Source organism: Pseudomonas sp. AC242 (assembly GCF_979258655.1).
In genome coordinates this window covers 785,073-800,900 of record NZ_OZ409873.1, presented here as the reverse complement: position 1 = coordinate 800,900, position 15,828 = coordinate 785,073, and the positions used below count along the sequence as shown (strand labels likewise).

General features: G+C 57.4%; 15 protein-coding genes and 1 tRNA gene. 5 read left to right on the top strand and 11 right to left on the bottom strand.

Translation table 11 applies throughout. The features are described 5' to 3' along the window. Positions 1–66 precede the first annotated feature (66 nt). From ACZZ0A_RS03645 to ACZZ0A_RS03630, 4 genes are read right to left on the bottom strand one after another with little or no spacing between them, the layout of a single operon-like run. On the bottom strand, positions 67–2,163 hold the full coding sequence (locus ACZZ0A_RS03645) for a DUF6311 domain-containing protein (RefSeq protein ID WP_463542528.1): 2,097 nt from the start codon (positions 2,161–2,163) through the stop codon (positions 67–69). Continuing rightward, on the bottom strand, positions 2,160–2,546 hold the full coding sequence (locus ACZZ0A_RS03640; protein ID WP_095113770.1) for a GtrA family protein: 387 nt from the start codon (positions 2,544–2,546) through the stop codon (positions 2,160–2,162). The genes ACZZ0A_RS03645 and ACZZ0A_RS03640 overlap by 4 nt, the downstream gene beginning before the upstream one ends. Then, a complete protein-coding gene (locus ACZZ0A_RS03635) occupies positions 2,543–3,253 on the bottom strand; it encodes a class I SAM-dependent methyltransferase (protein ID WP_463542527.1) in 711 nt (236 codons plus the stop codon). The genes ACZZ0A_RS03640 and ACZZ0A_RS03635 overlap by 4 nt, the downstream gene beginning before the upstream one ends. 3 nt (positions 3,254–3,256) lie before the next feature. Continuing rightward, positions 3,257–4,222 carry a glycosyltransferase family 2 protein gene (locus ACZZ0A_RS03630; protein WP_007911386.1) on the bottom strand — a complete coding sequence of 322 codons (966 nt, stop codon included), beginning with the start codon at positions 4,220–4,222 and terminating at the stop codon, positions 3,257–3,259. Between the two features lie 276 nt (positions 4,223–4,498). Between ACZZ0A_RS03630 and ACZZ0A_RS03625 the strand changes: the two genes are divergently transcribed. Both ACZZ0A_RS03625 and ACZZ0A_RS03620 read left to right on the top strand, forming a co-directional pair. Further along, positions 4,499–4,690, top strand: coding sequence for a YegP family protein (locus ACZZ0A_RS03625; RefSeq protein WP_007911387.1), 192 nt, complete (start codon positions 4,499–4,501; stop codon positions 4,688–4,690). Positions 4,691–5,128: 438 nt separating this feature from the next. After that, positions 5,129–7,126, top strand: a complete 1,998-nt coding sequence (locus ACZZ0A_RS03620) for an acyltransferase family protein (RefSeq protein ID WP_463542526.1) — start codon at positions 5,129–5,131, stop codon at positions 7,124–7,126. Between the two features lie 546 nt (positions 7,127–7,672). Here the strand turns inward: ACZZ0A_RS03620 and ACZZ0A_RS03615 are convergent. From ACZZ0A_RS03615 to dapA, 5 genes are all read right to left on the bottom strand, one after another. Next, positions 7,673–7,762, bottom strand: a tRNA-Ser gene (locus tag ACZZ0A_RS03615). 83 nt (positions 7,763–7,845) lie between these two features. Then, a complete protein-coding gene (purC, locus tag ACZZ0A_RS03610) occupies positions 7,846–8,559 on the bottom strand; it encodes a phosphoribosylaminoimidazolesuccinocarboxamide synthase (RefSeq protein ID WP_007911389.1) in 714 nt (237 codons plus the stop codon). A 28-nt stretch (positions 8,560–8,587) separates the two neighbouring features. Beyond that, positions 8,588–9,349, bottom strand: a complete 762-nt coding sequence (locus tag ACZZ0A_RS03605; protein ID WP_007911390.1) for an MBL fold metallo-hydrolase — start codon at positions 9,347–9,349, stop codon at positions 8,588–8,590. 6 nt (positions 9,350–9,355) lie between these two features. Next, a complete protein-coding gene (bamC, locus tag ACZZ0A_RS03600) occupies positions 9,356–10,471 on the bottom strand; it encodes an outer membrane protein assembly factor BamC (protein WP_095113787.1) in 1,116 nt (371 codons plus the stop codon). A 17-nt stretch (positions 10,472–10,488) separates the two neighbouring features. Further along, complete coding sequence (gene dapA / locus ACZZ0A_RS03595) at positions 10,489–11,367, bottom strand: 4-hydroxy-tetrahydrodipicolinate synthase (protein WP_007911392.1); 879 nt, start codon at positions 11,365–11,367, stop codon at positions 10,489–10,491. A 328-nt stretch (positions 11,368–11,695) separates the two neighbouring features. Here dapA and ACZZ0A_RS03590 point away from each other — a divergent pair, with 328 nt between their 5' ends. Then, positions 11,696–12,256, top strand: a complete 561-nt coding sequence (locus ACZZ0A_RS03590) for a glycine cleavage system transcriptional repressor (RefSeq protein WP_007911394.1) — start codon at positions 11,696–11,698, stop codon at positions 12,254–12,256. A 10-nt stretch (positions 12,257–12,266) separates the two neighbouring features. After that, positions 12,267–12,740, top strand: a complete 474-nt coding sequence (locus ACZZ0A_RS03585) for a peroxiredoxin (protein WP_007911395.1) — start codon at positions 12,267–12,269, stop codon at positions 12,738–12,740. A gap of 139 nt (positions 12,741–12,879) precedes the next feature. Here ACZZ0A_RS03585 and ACZZ0A_RS03580 read toward each other — a convergent pair whose 3' ends face one another. Both ACZZ0A_RS03580 and ACZZ0A_RS03575 read right to left on the bottom strand, forming a co-directional pair. Continuing rightward, positions 12,880–13,950, bottom strand: coding sequence for an AI-2E family transporter (locus tag ACZZ0A_RS03580; protein ID WP_007911397.1), 1,071 nt, complete (start codon positions 13,948–13,950; stop codon positions 12,880–12,882). A 30-nt stretch (positions 13,951–13,980) separates the two neighbouring features. Further along, positions 13,981–14,220 carry a sulfurtransferase TusA family protein gene (locus ACZZ0A_RS03575; protein WP_007911399.1) on the bottom strand — a complete coding sequence of 80 codons (240 nt, stop codon included), beginning with the start codon at positions 14,218–14,220 and terminating at the stop codon, positions 13,981–13,983. 98 nt (positions 14,221–14,318) lie between these two features. On the opposite strand from ACZZ0A_RS03575, the gene ACZZ0A_RS03570 reads away from it, so the two are divergent. Further along, positions 14,319–15,752 (top strand): M48 family metalloprotease, encoded by a 1,434-nt coding sequence (locus ACZZ0A_RS03570; protein ID WP_016984698.1) that lies wholly within the window; start codon positions 14,319–14,321, stop codon positions 15,750–15,752. Positions 15,753–15,828 lie beyond the last annotated feature (76 nt).

Here is a 15,828-nt window from a genome sequence, read left to right as displayed (position 1 = left end):
CCCCCTGCCCCCGGAATACCGGCAGTGTAGAAAGGCCGAAGCCCCGGCGTCCATCGCCACGGTGCGTCAGTTCACCGTCAAGCGCTTCAAGCCAAGCCCCATGACCCGGGAATCGTCGTTCAGACCCAATTGTTGCGGACTGATGGCATCGGGCAAATGAAACTCGATTGTCAGGCGATCATCGTCCGCTAAATGCTGACGGATCGCAGGACTGATCGGGATCTCCAAATGATTACCCTGATGTTGCACCAGGCGCGTAGTCAGCACCTGCTCGCCATTCACACTGACGATCACTCGCTGCGCCGGGTGTTGCGGCAAAACGAATGCCATGACATCCAGCGCAATCGAGCGCGCCTCGGGTGTCACCCGTAAGTCGAGTTGCGCCTGCTGCCCCGCCGACCATGTTCCCCAGTTTTCCGCGGTCGACCAGCCGCTGACCAACTGCCGGGCGGAGTAGTTGAAGATCAGCGTCTGACCGGGACGCATCAATGCCAGTAGTGACATCCGCCGCCCTTCATCCGGCATGCTCAGACACTGCGAACAACGCTTCCAGCCCGGCGCGAGCACCACCAGACCATCCACTCGGGTCAGCAGATCCGTTTCACTGTTGACGCTTTTGGCGGCATCGGCGAGCACCGTATCGTCGAGGATGTACAACGAGTCGGCATCGTACTGCCCTGATTCGAGCATGCGCTGCGTTTTCTGCCGGGCCTGCTCAAGCGCAGTGGAACTCATGCGCCCCAGATAAACGGCGTCGGTTTTCAGGCCGTGAGTCGCGGCAAAATCGGCGATCACTTGCCAGCGCTCAGACTGATTCTGCGGCATCAGACTGCGGATATTCGGGTAATGCGCCGCCGCACTCGCCCAGAACGGATCACGCATCGGCGTTGCCCATTCTGCGGACGGCGTCATCATCTTGCCGTTGCGCAAGCCCATCCAGCCGTTGCGCGTGTCGACGACCTGCAACGTCAACGCCAGCGCCAGCAGCGCGACGACGATGCGTGGCCGGTAACCGCGCACCAGCAGGAACATCACCATCAGGATGAGCGCGTACAACACCGGCCAGAACATCCGCCCCGAGGCGCGAAAAACGTTCGCCAGTTTGATGGCGATTTTCGGTAGCGGGTAGCTGAACGTGTGTGCGCCGACGCCGATCTGGTTCGATAGCGCAAACAACGATAAACCGATCAACGCCAGCATTAGCCAAGGGCGAACGCGAAGCTCATCCTTCAGCGGTTGGCGGTTTCTCAGCCAGGCAATCAGCGCCAACGGCACCAGCAACAGCACACCCAGCCCCGGATAATTGAAGCCTTCGTAATCGCCGCTGGCTTTTGGCAGGTCCGGCAAAATCAACGACCAACCTGCCGGATCCAATGGCGACAGCAAGTTCATCCGGTACAAACCGAAACCGCCGGATTGCGCGCCATCAGCAATAGCGAAGTAACCGACCTGCCAGCAACACACACTCACCACGGCAAACAGCGAAACGCCTTCGAGCAGACCCTGTCGCCGCGTCAATTGTTGGCTGAAGGTCTTGCCGAGCAGATCCGCCACCCAGATCAGCGCCACCATCGCCAGCAGGTACGCATGCACCATGGCGGTGACCGCCAACAGCGCACCCCAGGCCAGACGACGTCGATACAGGTTCGGTAATAACGCCAGGTACAGCGCCGCCAGAATCAGGAAATGCCCGGACAGGGAAAGGTGCCCGCCCATGCGCAGGAACATCGGCGGCGAAAACACCAATAAACCTGTGCCCAGCAAGCGAATCAGCGGATTCCCCGTCATCAGCCCCAGCAGTTTCCAGCCAAACCACGCTTGCAAGACGAAACACGCCAGCAGCCACAGGCCGAAGTACTGGAAGGTCGCCGGTAACCACGCGTTGAACGGTTTGAACAGCAACGCCAGCAGCGGATTGGAGTCGGAGAAAATAATCGAATTGCCCAACTCCAGACCATAGAACGGGTTAAGCCCGAGCGGAAAGGTCCAGGGGGAGTGCCGGAAATATTCCCAGCCCAGATAATGCGTCGCCGGATCGCCCTGCTCCAGCCAGGCAATGTTTTGCGGATCCAGCGCTTGCGGCCCGATCACGCAGAAAAACGCCAATACGCCGAGCAACAACGGCAAAAGACCGAGCACCGGATGGTTTGGTGAAGCCTTCATCGATACGTCCAGAAATTGTGCAAGACAAAGGTGAACGCTGGAATCGTCAGTGCCACCGCAACAATACCCAGCAGATAGTGCAGCCCGGCAATCTGCGCAGCCCAGGCAACGAACATCGCCAGGAAAAAGCCCCCCACGGATACCAGCAGGAAGCGCAGCAGCGTTCGGCCGTGCAAACGGGCAGAAAAACTCCAGGTGGTGTTGATCACGTAGGACACCACCGTCGCCACGGCAAATGCCACGCCGTTGGCCAGCGGCGGTTGCGCGGCGATGAAGTTGATGAACAGCACCGCCACCAGCGCATGCAGCGCGGTGACGAACAGCCCGGTCACGGCAAAGCGCACACCACGCTGGATCAAGGCTGATTTTTGCGCCGAGGTCACGGTTTTTGAGCCAGCACGAACACGCTCAACCCGGCCAAGCGGTTCATGCCCAGCAACGGCAGTTCGAGGCGGCACAAGGCCTTGAGGACACCGTTCACCAGCGGATGATGACGCTTGAGTTGCGAACGCGGCGGCTGGGCTTGCGCGCCTTGCGGCAGCAAGCGCAACGCCACCGCAATCGGAAACACCGCGCCGAAATAATAGGCACCGCGCTGCACCGTCAAACCAGCATCACGCGCCAGCGTTTCGAACTGAGCCAGCGTGTAGCGGCGCTTGTGCTCGAGAAAGTCGTCGTGACCGCTCCACAAGAACTGGAACGCCGGCACTGTCATCAGGAATCGACTGCCCGAGGGCACTTTATCAACGTACATCTTGAGCAAACCGAGATCGTCATCGACATGCTCCAGTACGTCCATCAACAACACCAGATCGGCATCGATGGTTTCGATCCCGCGACGGTAGTGCACCGGTTTGCCGGCGGTGGTCGCGCTGGAGTCGGCGGGATAGCTGATATCCACGCACCACGCTTCGCGTGCATCGGTGTGCCTCAGCAAATGGTGGGAGAAAAACCCCGAACCGGCGCCGACATCGAGGATTCGGCTGATGGGCGCATCTCCCAGCAAACGCCGGGTGGCCGCGGCTTTCGAACAGTAATACCAATGCTCGTTGATGGCGTCGCCGAGGATGTCGGTTTCCTTGAGATCCATGTATCAGTCCTTGGGGTCGTAGACGCGACGCACCAGAAAAACCGGCCGGCGTTTGGATTCGATATACGTGCGGCCCAGGTACTCGCCGAGCACTCCGATGCCGATCAATTGCAGCCCACCGAGAAAGGTCACGGCCACCATCAGCGAGGCATAACCGGGCATGTCGACACCGTGGATCAATGTGCGCAAGACAATGAAAATGGCGAAGGCAAACGACACCAGCGACACTAGCGCACCGACATACGTCCAGACCCGCAATGGCTCGGTGCTGAAACTGGTGATGCCCTCCAGCGCGAAATTCCACAACCGCCAGCCATTGAACTTGCTCTGCCCCGCCACCCGCTCCGGACGCTCGTAATCGACGTGGGTGGTGCGAAAGCCGACCCACGCGAACAGGCCTTTCATGAAGCGTCGGGATTCGGGCAAGGTCAGCAAGGCATCGACCACGCAGCGATCCATCAAGCGAAAATCACCGACGTTCTCGGGTAAAGGCTGTTCGGCAATTTTGTTATGCAGGCGATAGAACCAGTGGGCGGAAGTCTGCTTCGCCCAGGTGTCGCTGCGGCGGCTGATGCGGTGACCGAGCACCACTTCAAAGCCTTCTCGCCAGCGCTCGATCATCAGCAGAATGACTTCCGGCGGGTCCTGCAAATCGGCATCGATGGGTACCACGATCTGTCCAGTCGCGATCTGCAAACCGGCGGACAGCGCCGCTTCTTTGCCGAAGTTGCGGCTCAGGTCGACGATACGCAGGCGCACATCCTGACGCTGATGCTCGAGCAGGCGTTCGAGCGTGGTATCGGTGCTGCCGTCATTGACGAACACCAGTTCAAGATCGATTGACGTCTGCGTCTGAAAGACTTCATTGATGCGCCGCAAAAACGTGTCGAGGCTGTCCTCCTCATTAAAAACGGGGACCACCAGCGATAACGTCACCTGCCCGGCCTGCTGCGTTCCGTGCTCAGTCAAAGGAGTGCTCTTTTTATAGTGATTGTCGGTCGCCGAACGATATTCGACGCCATGAGCCGTTCCGTATTAAGCAGCAGCGTCGACAACGTTGCAAGGATCAGACGGCGTCATTTTGGCCAATCCACAGGCCTATTGCTGCGCTCTAGCCCGCGCTCTTCAGAAACATCCGCCAACGATTGGAAACAAATGTCCGATAGCCAAAAAACCCGTCTGCGCTAGGCTTGCGACCATGCGCCACACAGGCTGTCGCACAATGAATCGCATGGAGCGAACTGAATGTATTTCGAGATTTACAGGCAATCCAAAGGCACCCCGAGCACCGGCAAAGGACAATGGCGCTGGAGACTGAGGGCGGGCAACCACGAGACCATCGCCAGTGGCGAGTCTTATGTGAACAAGGCGGATTGTTTGCATGTGATCGGACTGATCAAGGCTGTGCAGGGGGAGACGCCGGTTAAGGAGATTTAACCGCGCGGGTCGATGCAGTCTTAGTCCCCATGCCAGGGAAGAAGTGAAAAAACTTATTAAGATCGGTATGCAAGGACAAGGCGATGCATAACTCGACGCATAGCGATGTGTATGACTTGATCAAACGGAAGCTGGTGCATTCGCAGTCGTGAATGCCTGATGTGGAGGCGATGTTGCTTCTGCTGAAATGAGAAAGCCCCATAGATTTTCATCTACGGGGCTTTTTCCGTGTAATGGCGAAGAGGTAGGGATTCGCCGCCCTTATTAACCCCCTGACGAAATCTCCCTTTCGCAGCAGATTTCGCTAAACGCCTAAGCTGTTTTCCTTTTGCTGCTCGTCGCGGCAATTCGACCGGAGTTTCCTTGGCAACGAAATAATGGCACTATCGCGACCTCCCGCCCTCACCCTGCAACTAGCAAGAAAATGAGCCAACGTCAATGACAAACCCCAATTTAAAATACAGAAGAGACATAGACGGCCTCCGCGCGCTGGCTGTTATTTCTGTTGTGATTTTTCACGCATTCCCGACTCTGGTGCCTGGGGGATTCGTAGGCGTTGATATATTCTTTGTCATATCCGGCTTTTTAATCGGCACCATACTACTTAAAAGCATTGACCGAGGCACTTTCAGTTTTTCAGATTTTTACGCCAGAAGGATACGTCGAATCTTTCCAGCCCTGACCCTGGTGCTAATAACCTGCTGGGTTGTTGGAAAGCTTGTCTTGTTACCGAATGAGATGACCGAACTCTCCAAGCACATCGCAGCAGGCGCAGGATTTGTAGCAAATTTTGCATTCTGGTACGAGAGTGGATATTTCGACACCGCAGCAGAACTAAAACCATTACTGCATCTATGGTCACTCGCAATTGAAGAGCAATTCTACCTGCTTTTCCCCATGATACTTTGGGCGGCCTGGAAGGTAAGACTTAGCGCTATCAAGCTAATTTTGGCTATTGGATTAGTATCACTGATTTTGAATCTCTACTTCATAGGTGTAGATCCAAACGCCACATTCTACCTACTGCCGACCCGCGCATGGGAACTGCTGGCAGGCACCTTGCTGGCTTGGGCCTGTTTACAGCCGTGGTGGGCGTCGAAGTTCGAAGGACAGCAATCCAGACTCAATGACGCGCTCAGCGCTGCCGGGCTCGCACTCATATTCTTCGCACTATTTAGCTTCAAGCCGAGCGATCAATTCCCCGGCTGGCGCGCAATACTTCCTGTGCTGGGGTCGGTACTCCTAATAGCAGCAGGACCTTCATCTGTAATTAACCGAAGAATTTTCTCAACACGGGTGGCTGTCGCCATAGGTTTGATCAGCTTTCCGCTGTACCTCTGGCACTGGCCTCTGCTTGCGTTCGCCCGCATAGTCCAAAGTGAAGAAACCAGTATCGAGATAAGATCGGCGGCGGTCGCAGCATCAATATTACTAGCATGGATTACTTATTCATTAATCGAGAAGCCGCTTCGCGCCGGAATAGTAAAGCAGCCGCGCCAAACCCCGGCTTTTGTCGGGTTGATGATAGTTATCGCGATTGGCGGATTTGCAACCTATAAACACCCAGCCGCTACCCCGCTGGAGACCAAAAACGAAGTAGCCCGAGCCATCGAGATAAATACCGCAATTTCGCTGACGAACTGCGCAACCAGATTTCCCGACTGGAACACCATGACTGATAACCCGTGCCTGATTCAGGATGGCTTGATTACCAACGCAGTCATAGGCGACTCACATGCGGCACACCTGTTTGCAGGTCTAAGCACCTACTCTAAGGCCGACAAGGGTTTAGCTGTTTTTCCGGCCAGTTGCGCTGCGCCATTTTACGATACATCTACTGCACAAAAGGACAAAGCCGCCGCGAAGGTTCGCGCGAATGCCTATCGCCTCATCAATGAGGCATATGATTACGCCTCAAAAGACAGCAGCGTAGTAAACGTACTTCTCGCGCATAACCCAAAATGTTCTTGGGAGGACGCTGTAGACATTCGAAACCCTGGCGAGAAGGATTTCAGAAAAGTTCTGGAATCAGGCATGAGGAGATCCTTCGAAATGCTATCTGAAGCCAAGAAGAATATTGTGGTGGTGCTAGACAACCCAACCCTGCCGTTTGACCCATCGGCATGTGTCACACGCCCTTTCCGAATTACCGAAAAGAATGATGGCTGCTCATTCCCAAGGAAAGTTTACGATCAGGACAGCGTAAATTCCGCCTATAACGAAATTGTTCAACGCGTGGCAAAAGACTTTACCAACGTAAAAATAATCGACTTAGCGTCGTTGTTCTGCGATTCCGACAGTTGCTACGCTGCGAAGGGCGGAAAAGTTCTATACAACGACAGAAACCACCTATCTATGTACGGCTCGCAATACGTTGCTCCGTACATTCTAAAGTCCCTGCGCCACGAGAAAAATGAGCGCACCACGCAGCTTTAGTCGATATGGATGGATGACCCGGGCAGAGCTGAACGGGCTGAAATCAAGGATGACAATATGAAATTTCGTGCACTCGGGAAAGATTGCTGAATGCACGCTGTCTTTGGCCAGGTCAGCACTGACATGATCAATGCGAGTGCAAACGGATTACATTGATAAAAGCTTGGCACAGACGGGGTGCAATCAGCCCCCGTTCGCCGATGTCTCTGATGCCCCATAACTCCAGTCAATCTGCCAGCCCATTGGGGCCACCACTGTCTTACGAGCGATAACCTCGCCCCCTCCCGATCTGCCAGCGAGTGCAGCTCGAACGCCACCCAATATACGCGACCGACTCAGAGCCCCCTTGCAGCCCCTCAAGCAGCTCAGGGATGCGCAGCAGTCGCTCATTGCCGAACAGAGCCAGACTGCAGTGTAGGGAACCGCGCAACACCCCAAAGCGCCCTTACGGTTCCTTTTGCCCTGGAAACGCCCTGAACGAAAGCCCGAAAACGAAAAAGCCCCCGTAATCAGCAATGATTACGGGGGCTTCGTCTTGTTCAATAATGGCGGAGAGATAGGGATTCGAACCCTAGGTACCGGTGAAGGTACAACGGATTTCGAATCCGTCCCATTCGGCCACTCTGGCATCTCTCCAACGGCGCGCATCATAACAACACTTTTACCGAAAGCAAACCCTCTTTCGAAAATTTCTTCGTGCTATCAGATGCTTGCGTCGATTAAAGCGGTACGCCCAGACGATTGGCGACTTCTTCGTAGGCTTCGATGACATCACCGAGGCCCTGGCGGAAGCGGTCTTTGTCCATCTTCTTCTTAGTGTCCTTGTCCCACAGACGGCAGCCGTCCGGGCTGAACTCGTCGCCGAGGACGATGGAGCCGTCGCTGAACACGCCGAATTCAAGCTTGAAGTCGACCAGCAGCAGGCCGGCGTCGTCGAACAGCTTGGTCAGGACTTCGTTGACCTTGAGCGACAGTTCTTTCATGCGAACCAGTTGCTCGGCGGTGCCCCAACCGAATGCCACAACGTGGGATTCGTTGATGAACGGGTCGCCCTTGGCGTCGTCCTTCAGGAACAGTTCGAAGGTGTAAGGGTTGAGCTTCAGGCCTTCTTCGACACCCAGACGCTTGACCAGGCTGCCGGCGGCGTAGTTACGCACGACGCACTCGACCGGGATCATGTCGAGCTTCTTCACCAGGACTTCGTTGTCGGCCAGCAGTTTGTCGAATTGGGTCGGTACGCCGGCCGCTTCGAGTTTCTGCATGATGAAGGCGTTGAACTTGTTGTTGACCATGCCTTTGCGGTCGAGCTGCTCGATGCGCTTGCCGTCGAACGCCGAGGTGTCGTTGCGAAACAGCAGGATCAAGCGGTCAGCGTCGTCGGTCTTGTAAACCGATTTGGCTTTGCCGCGGTAGAGTTCTTCACGTTTTTCCATGATGGGCTCCGCTTGCTAAGTAGGTGGGCTAGGCGATGTGGCGCCAGTCGAGCCCTGAATCTTGATCGGCCAGTTGCAGCCAGTCCGGGTCGCACCCGAGGGTGTCGACAAAACATTGCCGGGCCAGCTGCGGCAGGTTGTTCTTGCTGCTCAGGTGGGCCAGGACCAGATGTTGCAAGCCCTGCCAGCCCAACTCGGACACCAGGAATGCCGCCTGATGGTTGTTCAAATGTCCCAGCTCGCCGCCCACCCGTTGCTTGAGAAAGTACGGGTAATGACCACGGGCCAGCATGTCACGACAATGGTTGGACTCGATCATCAACGCATCGAGGTCCCGATAACCGTCCAGCACCCGCTCGCAGTAGGACCCCAGGTCCGTCAGCAGGCCGAAACGCCGCTGCTCGTGATCACTGAAGACATACTGGGTCGGTTCCTGCGCATCATGGGCCACGGCAATGACCCCGATGTTCAGTGCGCCGATCTGCAGTTGCTCGCCGCCGGCCAGAAAGCCCGCGGGTTCAATCGGTTTGCGCATCCCGCGCAGTGTGCCGCGACTGAGGTAGACCGGTAGATTGTAGCGCCGAGACAGCAAACCCACGCCATGCACGTGGTCGGCATGTTCGTGGGTTACGAGTATCGCGCTCAGTTGCGCCGGGTTTACACCCAGGCGCAACAGGCGTTTTTCGGTTTCCCGCAGGGAAAAACCACAATCCACCAGCACGTACGTATCAGCACTGGCGATCAGCGTGCCGTTCCCTTGGCTACCGCTGCCGAGAACGGCAAAACGCATGGTTGATCAGCCCAGGTTGTCCTGAATCACGCTCAACACTTTGCGTGCCACTTCAGCCGGCGCGACGGTGTTGATGTTTTTCTCGACGGTGACCTGAATGTTCTCGCCAACCTTGCTCAGGCGAACCTGATAACGCTCGGCACGGGCTTCAACTTCTTCCTTGCTCGGCGCGCTGCCGAACAGGCTGCTGAAGAAACCAGGCTTGTCGTCTTTCTTCTCGGCTTTTTCGGCCAGGTTGATGTAGTACAGGCCGAGGCTGCGGTTGATGTCTTCAACGCGCCATTCGCCTTGTTCCAGTGCACGGCCAACGCTCGACCAGGCACGGTCCAGATCGTTACCGACGTTCAACACCGGGTTACCGCTGCCGTCTTCGCTGAGGCTGACACGGCTCGGCGTATCGAAATCACGCGAGGCCAGCATCGACACCGAACCGCCCTTCTCGGAGATCCGGCTCATGCTTGCGAGCATGTCATCGACCAGCGCCGCGTCCAGACCCGTGTTGACCGAACGGTTGGTGAAGGCCACATCGGCAGTGCTACCGGCAGGACGCTCGGCGCTGACCACGTAGATTTCACTGGTGTTGCGCTGCACGCCCGGCTCGATACGCACACGCACGCGGGTTTCGCTGTCGCTGGCGATACCGGCTGCGCTCAGGCGCTTGGCCATGGACGCGGACAGTTCGTCGGAATGCTGCCAGGTGGTGGTGAATTCGCCGGTTTGCGGGCGCTGTTCATCCAGACGGAAACCGTTGTCCTGGAAGAACTGCACCGCCACTGGCCAGACTTCGGCCGGTGGGTGCTGGGCTACGACCCAACGCGAATCACCGCTCTTCTGCAGCGAGTAATCGCTGGCATCGGCAACGGCCGACAGCGGCTGAGGACGCGGCACAATGTATTCGCCCTTGGCGGTGTCATCAGCAACGTTGCGCGGGATCGGCAACAGCGGATCCAGACGCTTGGAAGTGCTGACATCCGGTGGCAGTTGCATCGGTGCAGTCTGTTGCGCTTCCAGGTAATCGCTACCACGGTCACGGAAATAACCTTCCGGGCCCCAGACCCATCCGCAGCCACTGGTGCTGGAGATAATCAAGGCAAGTGCGGAAAGTCCGGCCATTCGCTTCATGCGTTGTACTTCCTCAATTAAACCAGGACGCTGCACTGGCGCAGGGCCGAGCGCAGCGTTTCATGACAAGGTGTGCTCAGCCAGGTCAGTGGCAGGCGGATGCCTTCGTGCATCAGGCCCATTTCAACCAAAGCCCACTTCACCGGAATCGGGTTGGCTTCGATGAACAGGTCTTTGTGCAGCGGCATCAGTTTTTCGTTGATCGCCCGTGCGGTGTCAGCGTCGCCTTTCAGCGCGGCCTCGCACAGATCAGCCATTTCGCGCGGAGCGACGTTGGCGGTCACCGAGATGTTGCCTTTGCCGCCCAGCAGGATCAGTTCAACGGCGGTCGGATCATCGCCGGACAGCACGATGAAGTCCTTGCTCACGCCATCAATGATCGCTTTGGCACGTTTCAGGTCGCCGGTGGCTTCCTTGATACCGATGATGTTCGGCACGGTGGACAGGCGGATCACGGTCTCGGCCTGCATGTCGCAAGAGGTGCGGCCAGGAACGTTATAGAGAATCTGTGGAATGTCGACAGACTCGGCGATGTGTTTGAAGTGCTGGTACAGGCCTTCCTGAGTCGGCTTGTTGTAGTACGGAACGACCAGCAGGCAGGCATCGGCGCCGGCTTCTTTGGCGTTGCGGGTCAGCTCGACGGCTTCGCGGGTCGAGTTGGCGCCGGTGCCGGCGATGACCGGGATGCGCCCGGCAACCTGTTTGACCACGGCTTTGATGACGGCGATGTGTTCTTCTACATCAAGGGTTGCCGACTCGCCGGTAGTACCGACCGCGACAATGGCATGGGTGCCGTTCTTGAGATGGAAGTCCACGAGTTTGCTGAGGCTGTCCCAGTCAAGACGCCCTTGTGCATCCATGGGAGTGACCAGTGCCACCATACTGCCCGCAATCATGAAACCGCTCCTGCCGGAAAAAGAGAGCGGTAATGGTACTGGCGCCAAGATGCTTGCACAAGCGAAGTACTGCGCTGCCGCCATTCCCCTTGGCGCCGCTTTTCGCTACCCTTCAGACTTTGATCGGTACTGATCAGCTTGTACGCCGGGTTCCAGCCTCCCTTTTCGGCCTCCCAGACCCCGTTCCTGCGTCGCATCGGCGCGCTCCCGCTATAGTGGAGCGAGCCGCGAGCTTGCCGGGCCTCTTTGTACGGACCGCCAGAACAGGCACTCCACGGCAGCCAACGCCCGTAAACCTACCGACCGCTCATCGCTTTAGGAATGCTGCATGTCCACCCCCACAGTTCGCGAACAATTCCTTGTCATCAGTGCCCTCGGCGCCAACCCCATGGAGCTGACTAACGTCCTGTGCCGCGCCAGCCATGAAAATCGCTGCGCCGTGGTTACTTCGCGCCTGACTCGCCATGGCGAGTGCAGTGCGCTGATCCTTGAGGTCTCCGGCAGCTGGGACGCCCTTGCTCGCCTGGAAGGCAGTCTGTCGGGCCTGTCCAAGAAACATGCTTTCACCGTCAACGTGGTGCGCAGCGCGCCGCTGGAAAATCGTCCGCAGGCGCTGCCGTACGTGGCGTATGTGAGTTCGGCGTATCGCCCGGACATCATCAATGAGCTGTGCCAGTTCTTCATGGATCACAACGTCGAACTGGAAAACCTGACCTGCGACACCTATCAGGCGCCGCAGACCGGCGGCACCATGCTCAACGCCACGTTCACCGTGACCCTGCCGGCCGGCACCCAGATCAGCTGGCTGCGCGACCAGTTCCTCGATTTCTCCGATGCGATGAACCTGGATGCACTGATCGAGCCTTGGCGCCCACAAAACCCAATGTAAGGAAGCTTTCATGGCCGTTGTCATCGACCAACCGGTTGCCGATTTCGAAGCGCCTGCCACTAGCGGGCAGACCGTCAGCCTGTCTGCCCTGAAGGGCAAGCAAGTGGTGATCTACTTTTACCCGAAGGACAGCACGCCGGGCTGCACCACTGAAGGTCAGGGCTTTCGTGATCAGTACGCCGCGTTCCAGGCAGCCAATACCGAGATATTCGGTATCTCCCGCGACAGCCTGAAGTCCCACGAGAACTTCAAGTGCAAGCAGGAATTTCCGTTTGAGCTGATCAGTGACAAGGACGAGGCTGTCTGCCAATTGTTCGACGTGATCAAGTTGAAAAAGCTGTACGGCAAGGAATACCTGGGCGTTGATCGCAGCACGTTCCTGATTGATAAGGACGGTGTGCTGCGTCAGGAATGGCGCGGTGTGAAAGTGCCGGGGCATGTGGATGCCGTATTGGCTGCTGCTCAGGATCTGAATAAAGCCTGATGGTTTTGCGTCATTTTTACTGACGCCTTCGCGAGCAGGCTCGCTCCCAGATTGGATCTGTGGCGCTCACAAGCCCAATGTGGGAGCGAGCTTGCCCGCGAATGGGCCCTAAGTGTCACCAAACAATTTGCATCAACCGCTACAGCAGTGGCGCCACCGCCGGCTCTCGGCGCGGCCACGCATCCAGCACCGCCTTGAACAGCGTCGCCAGCGGGATCGCAAAGAACACGCCCCAGAATCCCCACAACCCGCCAAACAACAGCACCGCGCAGATAATTGCCACCGGGTGCAGGTTGACCGCCTCCGAGAACAGCAATGGCACCAGCACGTTGCCATCCAGTGTCTGAATGATGCCGTACACCGCCATCAGATAGATGAACTGATCACTCCAGCCCCACTGGAACAATGCGATCAACAGCACCGGCACGGTCACGACCACAGCGCCGACATACGGCACCACCACCGACACACCGACCAGCAACGCCAGCAGTGCGGCATAGTTGAGCCCAAGGGCGACAAAGGCGATGTAGGTCACACCGCCACAAATCACGATTTCAATGACCTTGCCACGAATGTAGTTGGCGATCTGCCGGTTCATTTCCTGCGCAACCCGAGTGATCAGCGCGCGCTCACGTGGCAGATAACCACGCACCCACTCGCCGATCATCGCCCGGTCCTTCAGGAAGAAGAACACCAGAATCGGCACCAGCACCAGGTAGATCATGATGTTCACCAGCAGCGGCAGACTCGACAGCGAGAATGTCAGCGCCCACTGGCCGAACTTGCCGATCTCGCCGCGCGCGGCCTCGATCGCCTGCAAAACCTGCTCGTCGGACACCAGATGCGGATAGCGCTCGGGCAACAGCAACAGCAGCGATTGCCATTTGGCGAGCATCCCGGGCAGCTCGTTGAACAGCGTGATCAACTGATGCCAGAGCAACGGCAGCACCACGACGATAAACAGCATCAGCACGCCCATGAACAGCGCAAACACCAACCCTACCGCCACGCCACCCGGCACGCGCAGACGTTCCAGCGTGACCACCAGGCCCTGCATCAGATACGCCAGCACCATCCCTGCCAACACTGGCGCGAGCATGCCGCCAAGTGTGAGCACGGCCGTGAAGGCGAGAAACAGCAGCACCGCCAGCACCACGGCTTCTTCATCGGAGAAGTAGCGCTGAATCCAGTCGCGTAACACTTTGAACATCAATAATCCTTAGATTTAACGCTGTCGGTTTCAGGCCTTTTTCAACCAGTAACGGTAGACGCCTGCTTCGTCTTCTTCGCGCAGCAGCGTATGACCGGCCAACTTGGCAAAGGTGCGAAAGTCGCGCTGTGACCCCGCATCAGTCGCGATGACTTTGAGAACAGCGCCACTCTGGAGCTTGTTGAGTTCCATTTTTGCCTTGAGCAACGGCAACGGACAATTCAGGCCACTGGCGTCCAGTTCCACGTCATGGGCTACAGCGTCAGTCATTGCGTCACTCCGGTTCGGGTCGTCGAGCTGCCTAGAATATCTGGTCGCAGCTCCGGTGTCCGGCTACAGTAAGGTCTTTGTCTTCTAAGGCTTTGTGCATGACTTTTCTGCGCCCTACCCTGCTGACGCTCGCTTGCCTGCTCGCCTCACCAGGCTTTGCCGACGATCTGCCGTCACTCGGCGACGCCAGTTCTGCCATTGTCTCGCCGCAACAGGAATACCAGCTCGGCCGCGCCTGGCTGGCGATGTTGCGCAGCCAGGTTTCACAGCTCAACGATCCGCAGCTCAAAGACTACGTCGAATCCAGCGTGTACAAGTTGGTGGAGACCAGCCAGGTCACTGACCGGCGCCTTGAATTCATTCTGATCAACAGCCCGCAGCTCAACGCTTTTGCCGCGCCGGGTGGTGTGGTCGGGGTCAACGGCGGCTTGTTCCTCAACGCACAGACCGAGGGGGAATACGCCTCGGTACTCGCGCACGAATTGGCGCACTTGTCGCAACGCCACTTTGCTCGTGGTGTAGAGGCTTCGCAACGGATGCAGGTGCCGATGATGGCCGCGCTGCTGGCCGGGATCGTCATTGCGGCAGCCGGCGGCGGTGACGCCGGTATCGCGACCATCGCCGGCACTCAGGCGGCGGCGATTCAATCGCAGCGGACCTTCTCCCGTCAGAACGAACAGGAAGCCGACCGTATCGGCATTCTCAATCTGGAAAAGGCCGGGTATGACCCGCGCTCGATGCCGACCATGTTCGAACGCTTGATGCGTCAATATCGTTTCGACGCCAAGCCACCGGAATTCCTGCTGACTCACCCGGTGACCGAATCGCGTATCGCCGACACCCGCAACCGCGCCGAACAGGCCAAACCGGGCGGCATTGAAGACTCCAAGCGCTATCAGTTGATCCGCGCGCGCGTGCAGTTGATCTACGAAGAAACCCCGGGCCTGGGCGCCAAGCGTTTCCGTGCGCAGCTGGATGAGAATCCGAAAAACGATGTGGCGCGCTACGGTCTGGCGATTGCACAGATCAAGGGCGGCCAATTGAATGAGGCGCGTGAGAACCTCAAGCAATTGCTGGCAACATCGCCTAACGAAATCATCTACAACCTTGCTCAGGTCGATCTGGACATTACCAATAATCGTTTGCCGGATGCGCAATCGCGGGTTGACCGCATGCTCACGCAATATCCGGGCAACTATCCCCTGAATCAGGTTCGGGTGGATCTGCTGCTGAAACAGAATCGTGCGCCGGATGCCGAAAAAGCACTGGAAGCATTACTCAAGTCACGTCCGGATGATCCGGACGTCTGGTATCAGGTCGCAGAGACCCGTGGCTTGTCGGGCAATATCATCGGCCTGCATCAGGCGCGCGCAGAATATTTCGCACTGGTCGGCGACTACCGCCAGGCCATCCAGCAACTGGACTTCGCCAAGCGCAAGGCTGGCAGCAACTTCCCGCTGTCCTCGCGGATTGACGCCCGTCAGCGTGAGCTGATGGAGCAGGAGCGGATGATCAAGGACATGATGGGCTGATCGTTACCCACCAAGACAAAAGCTTCAGGCATAAAAAAACCGCCTCTTTCGAGGCGGTTTCTTTTTTACCTTACCG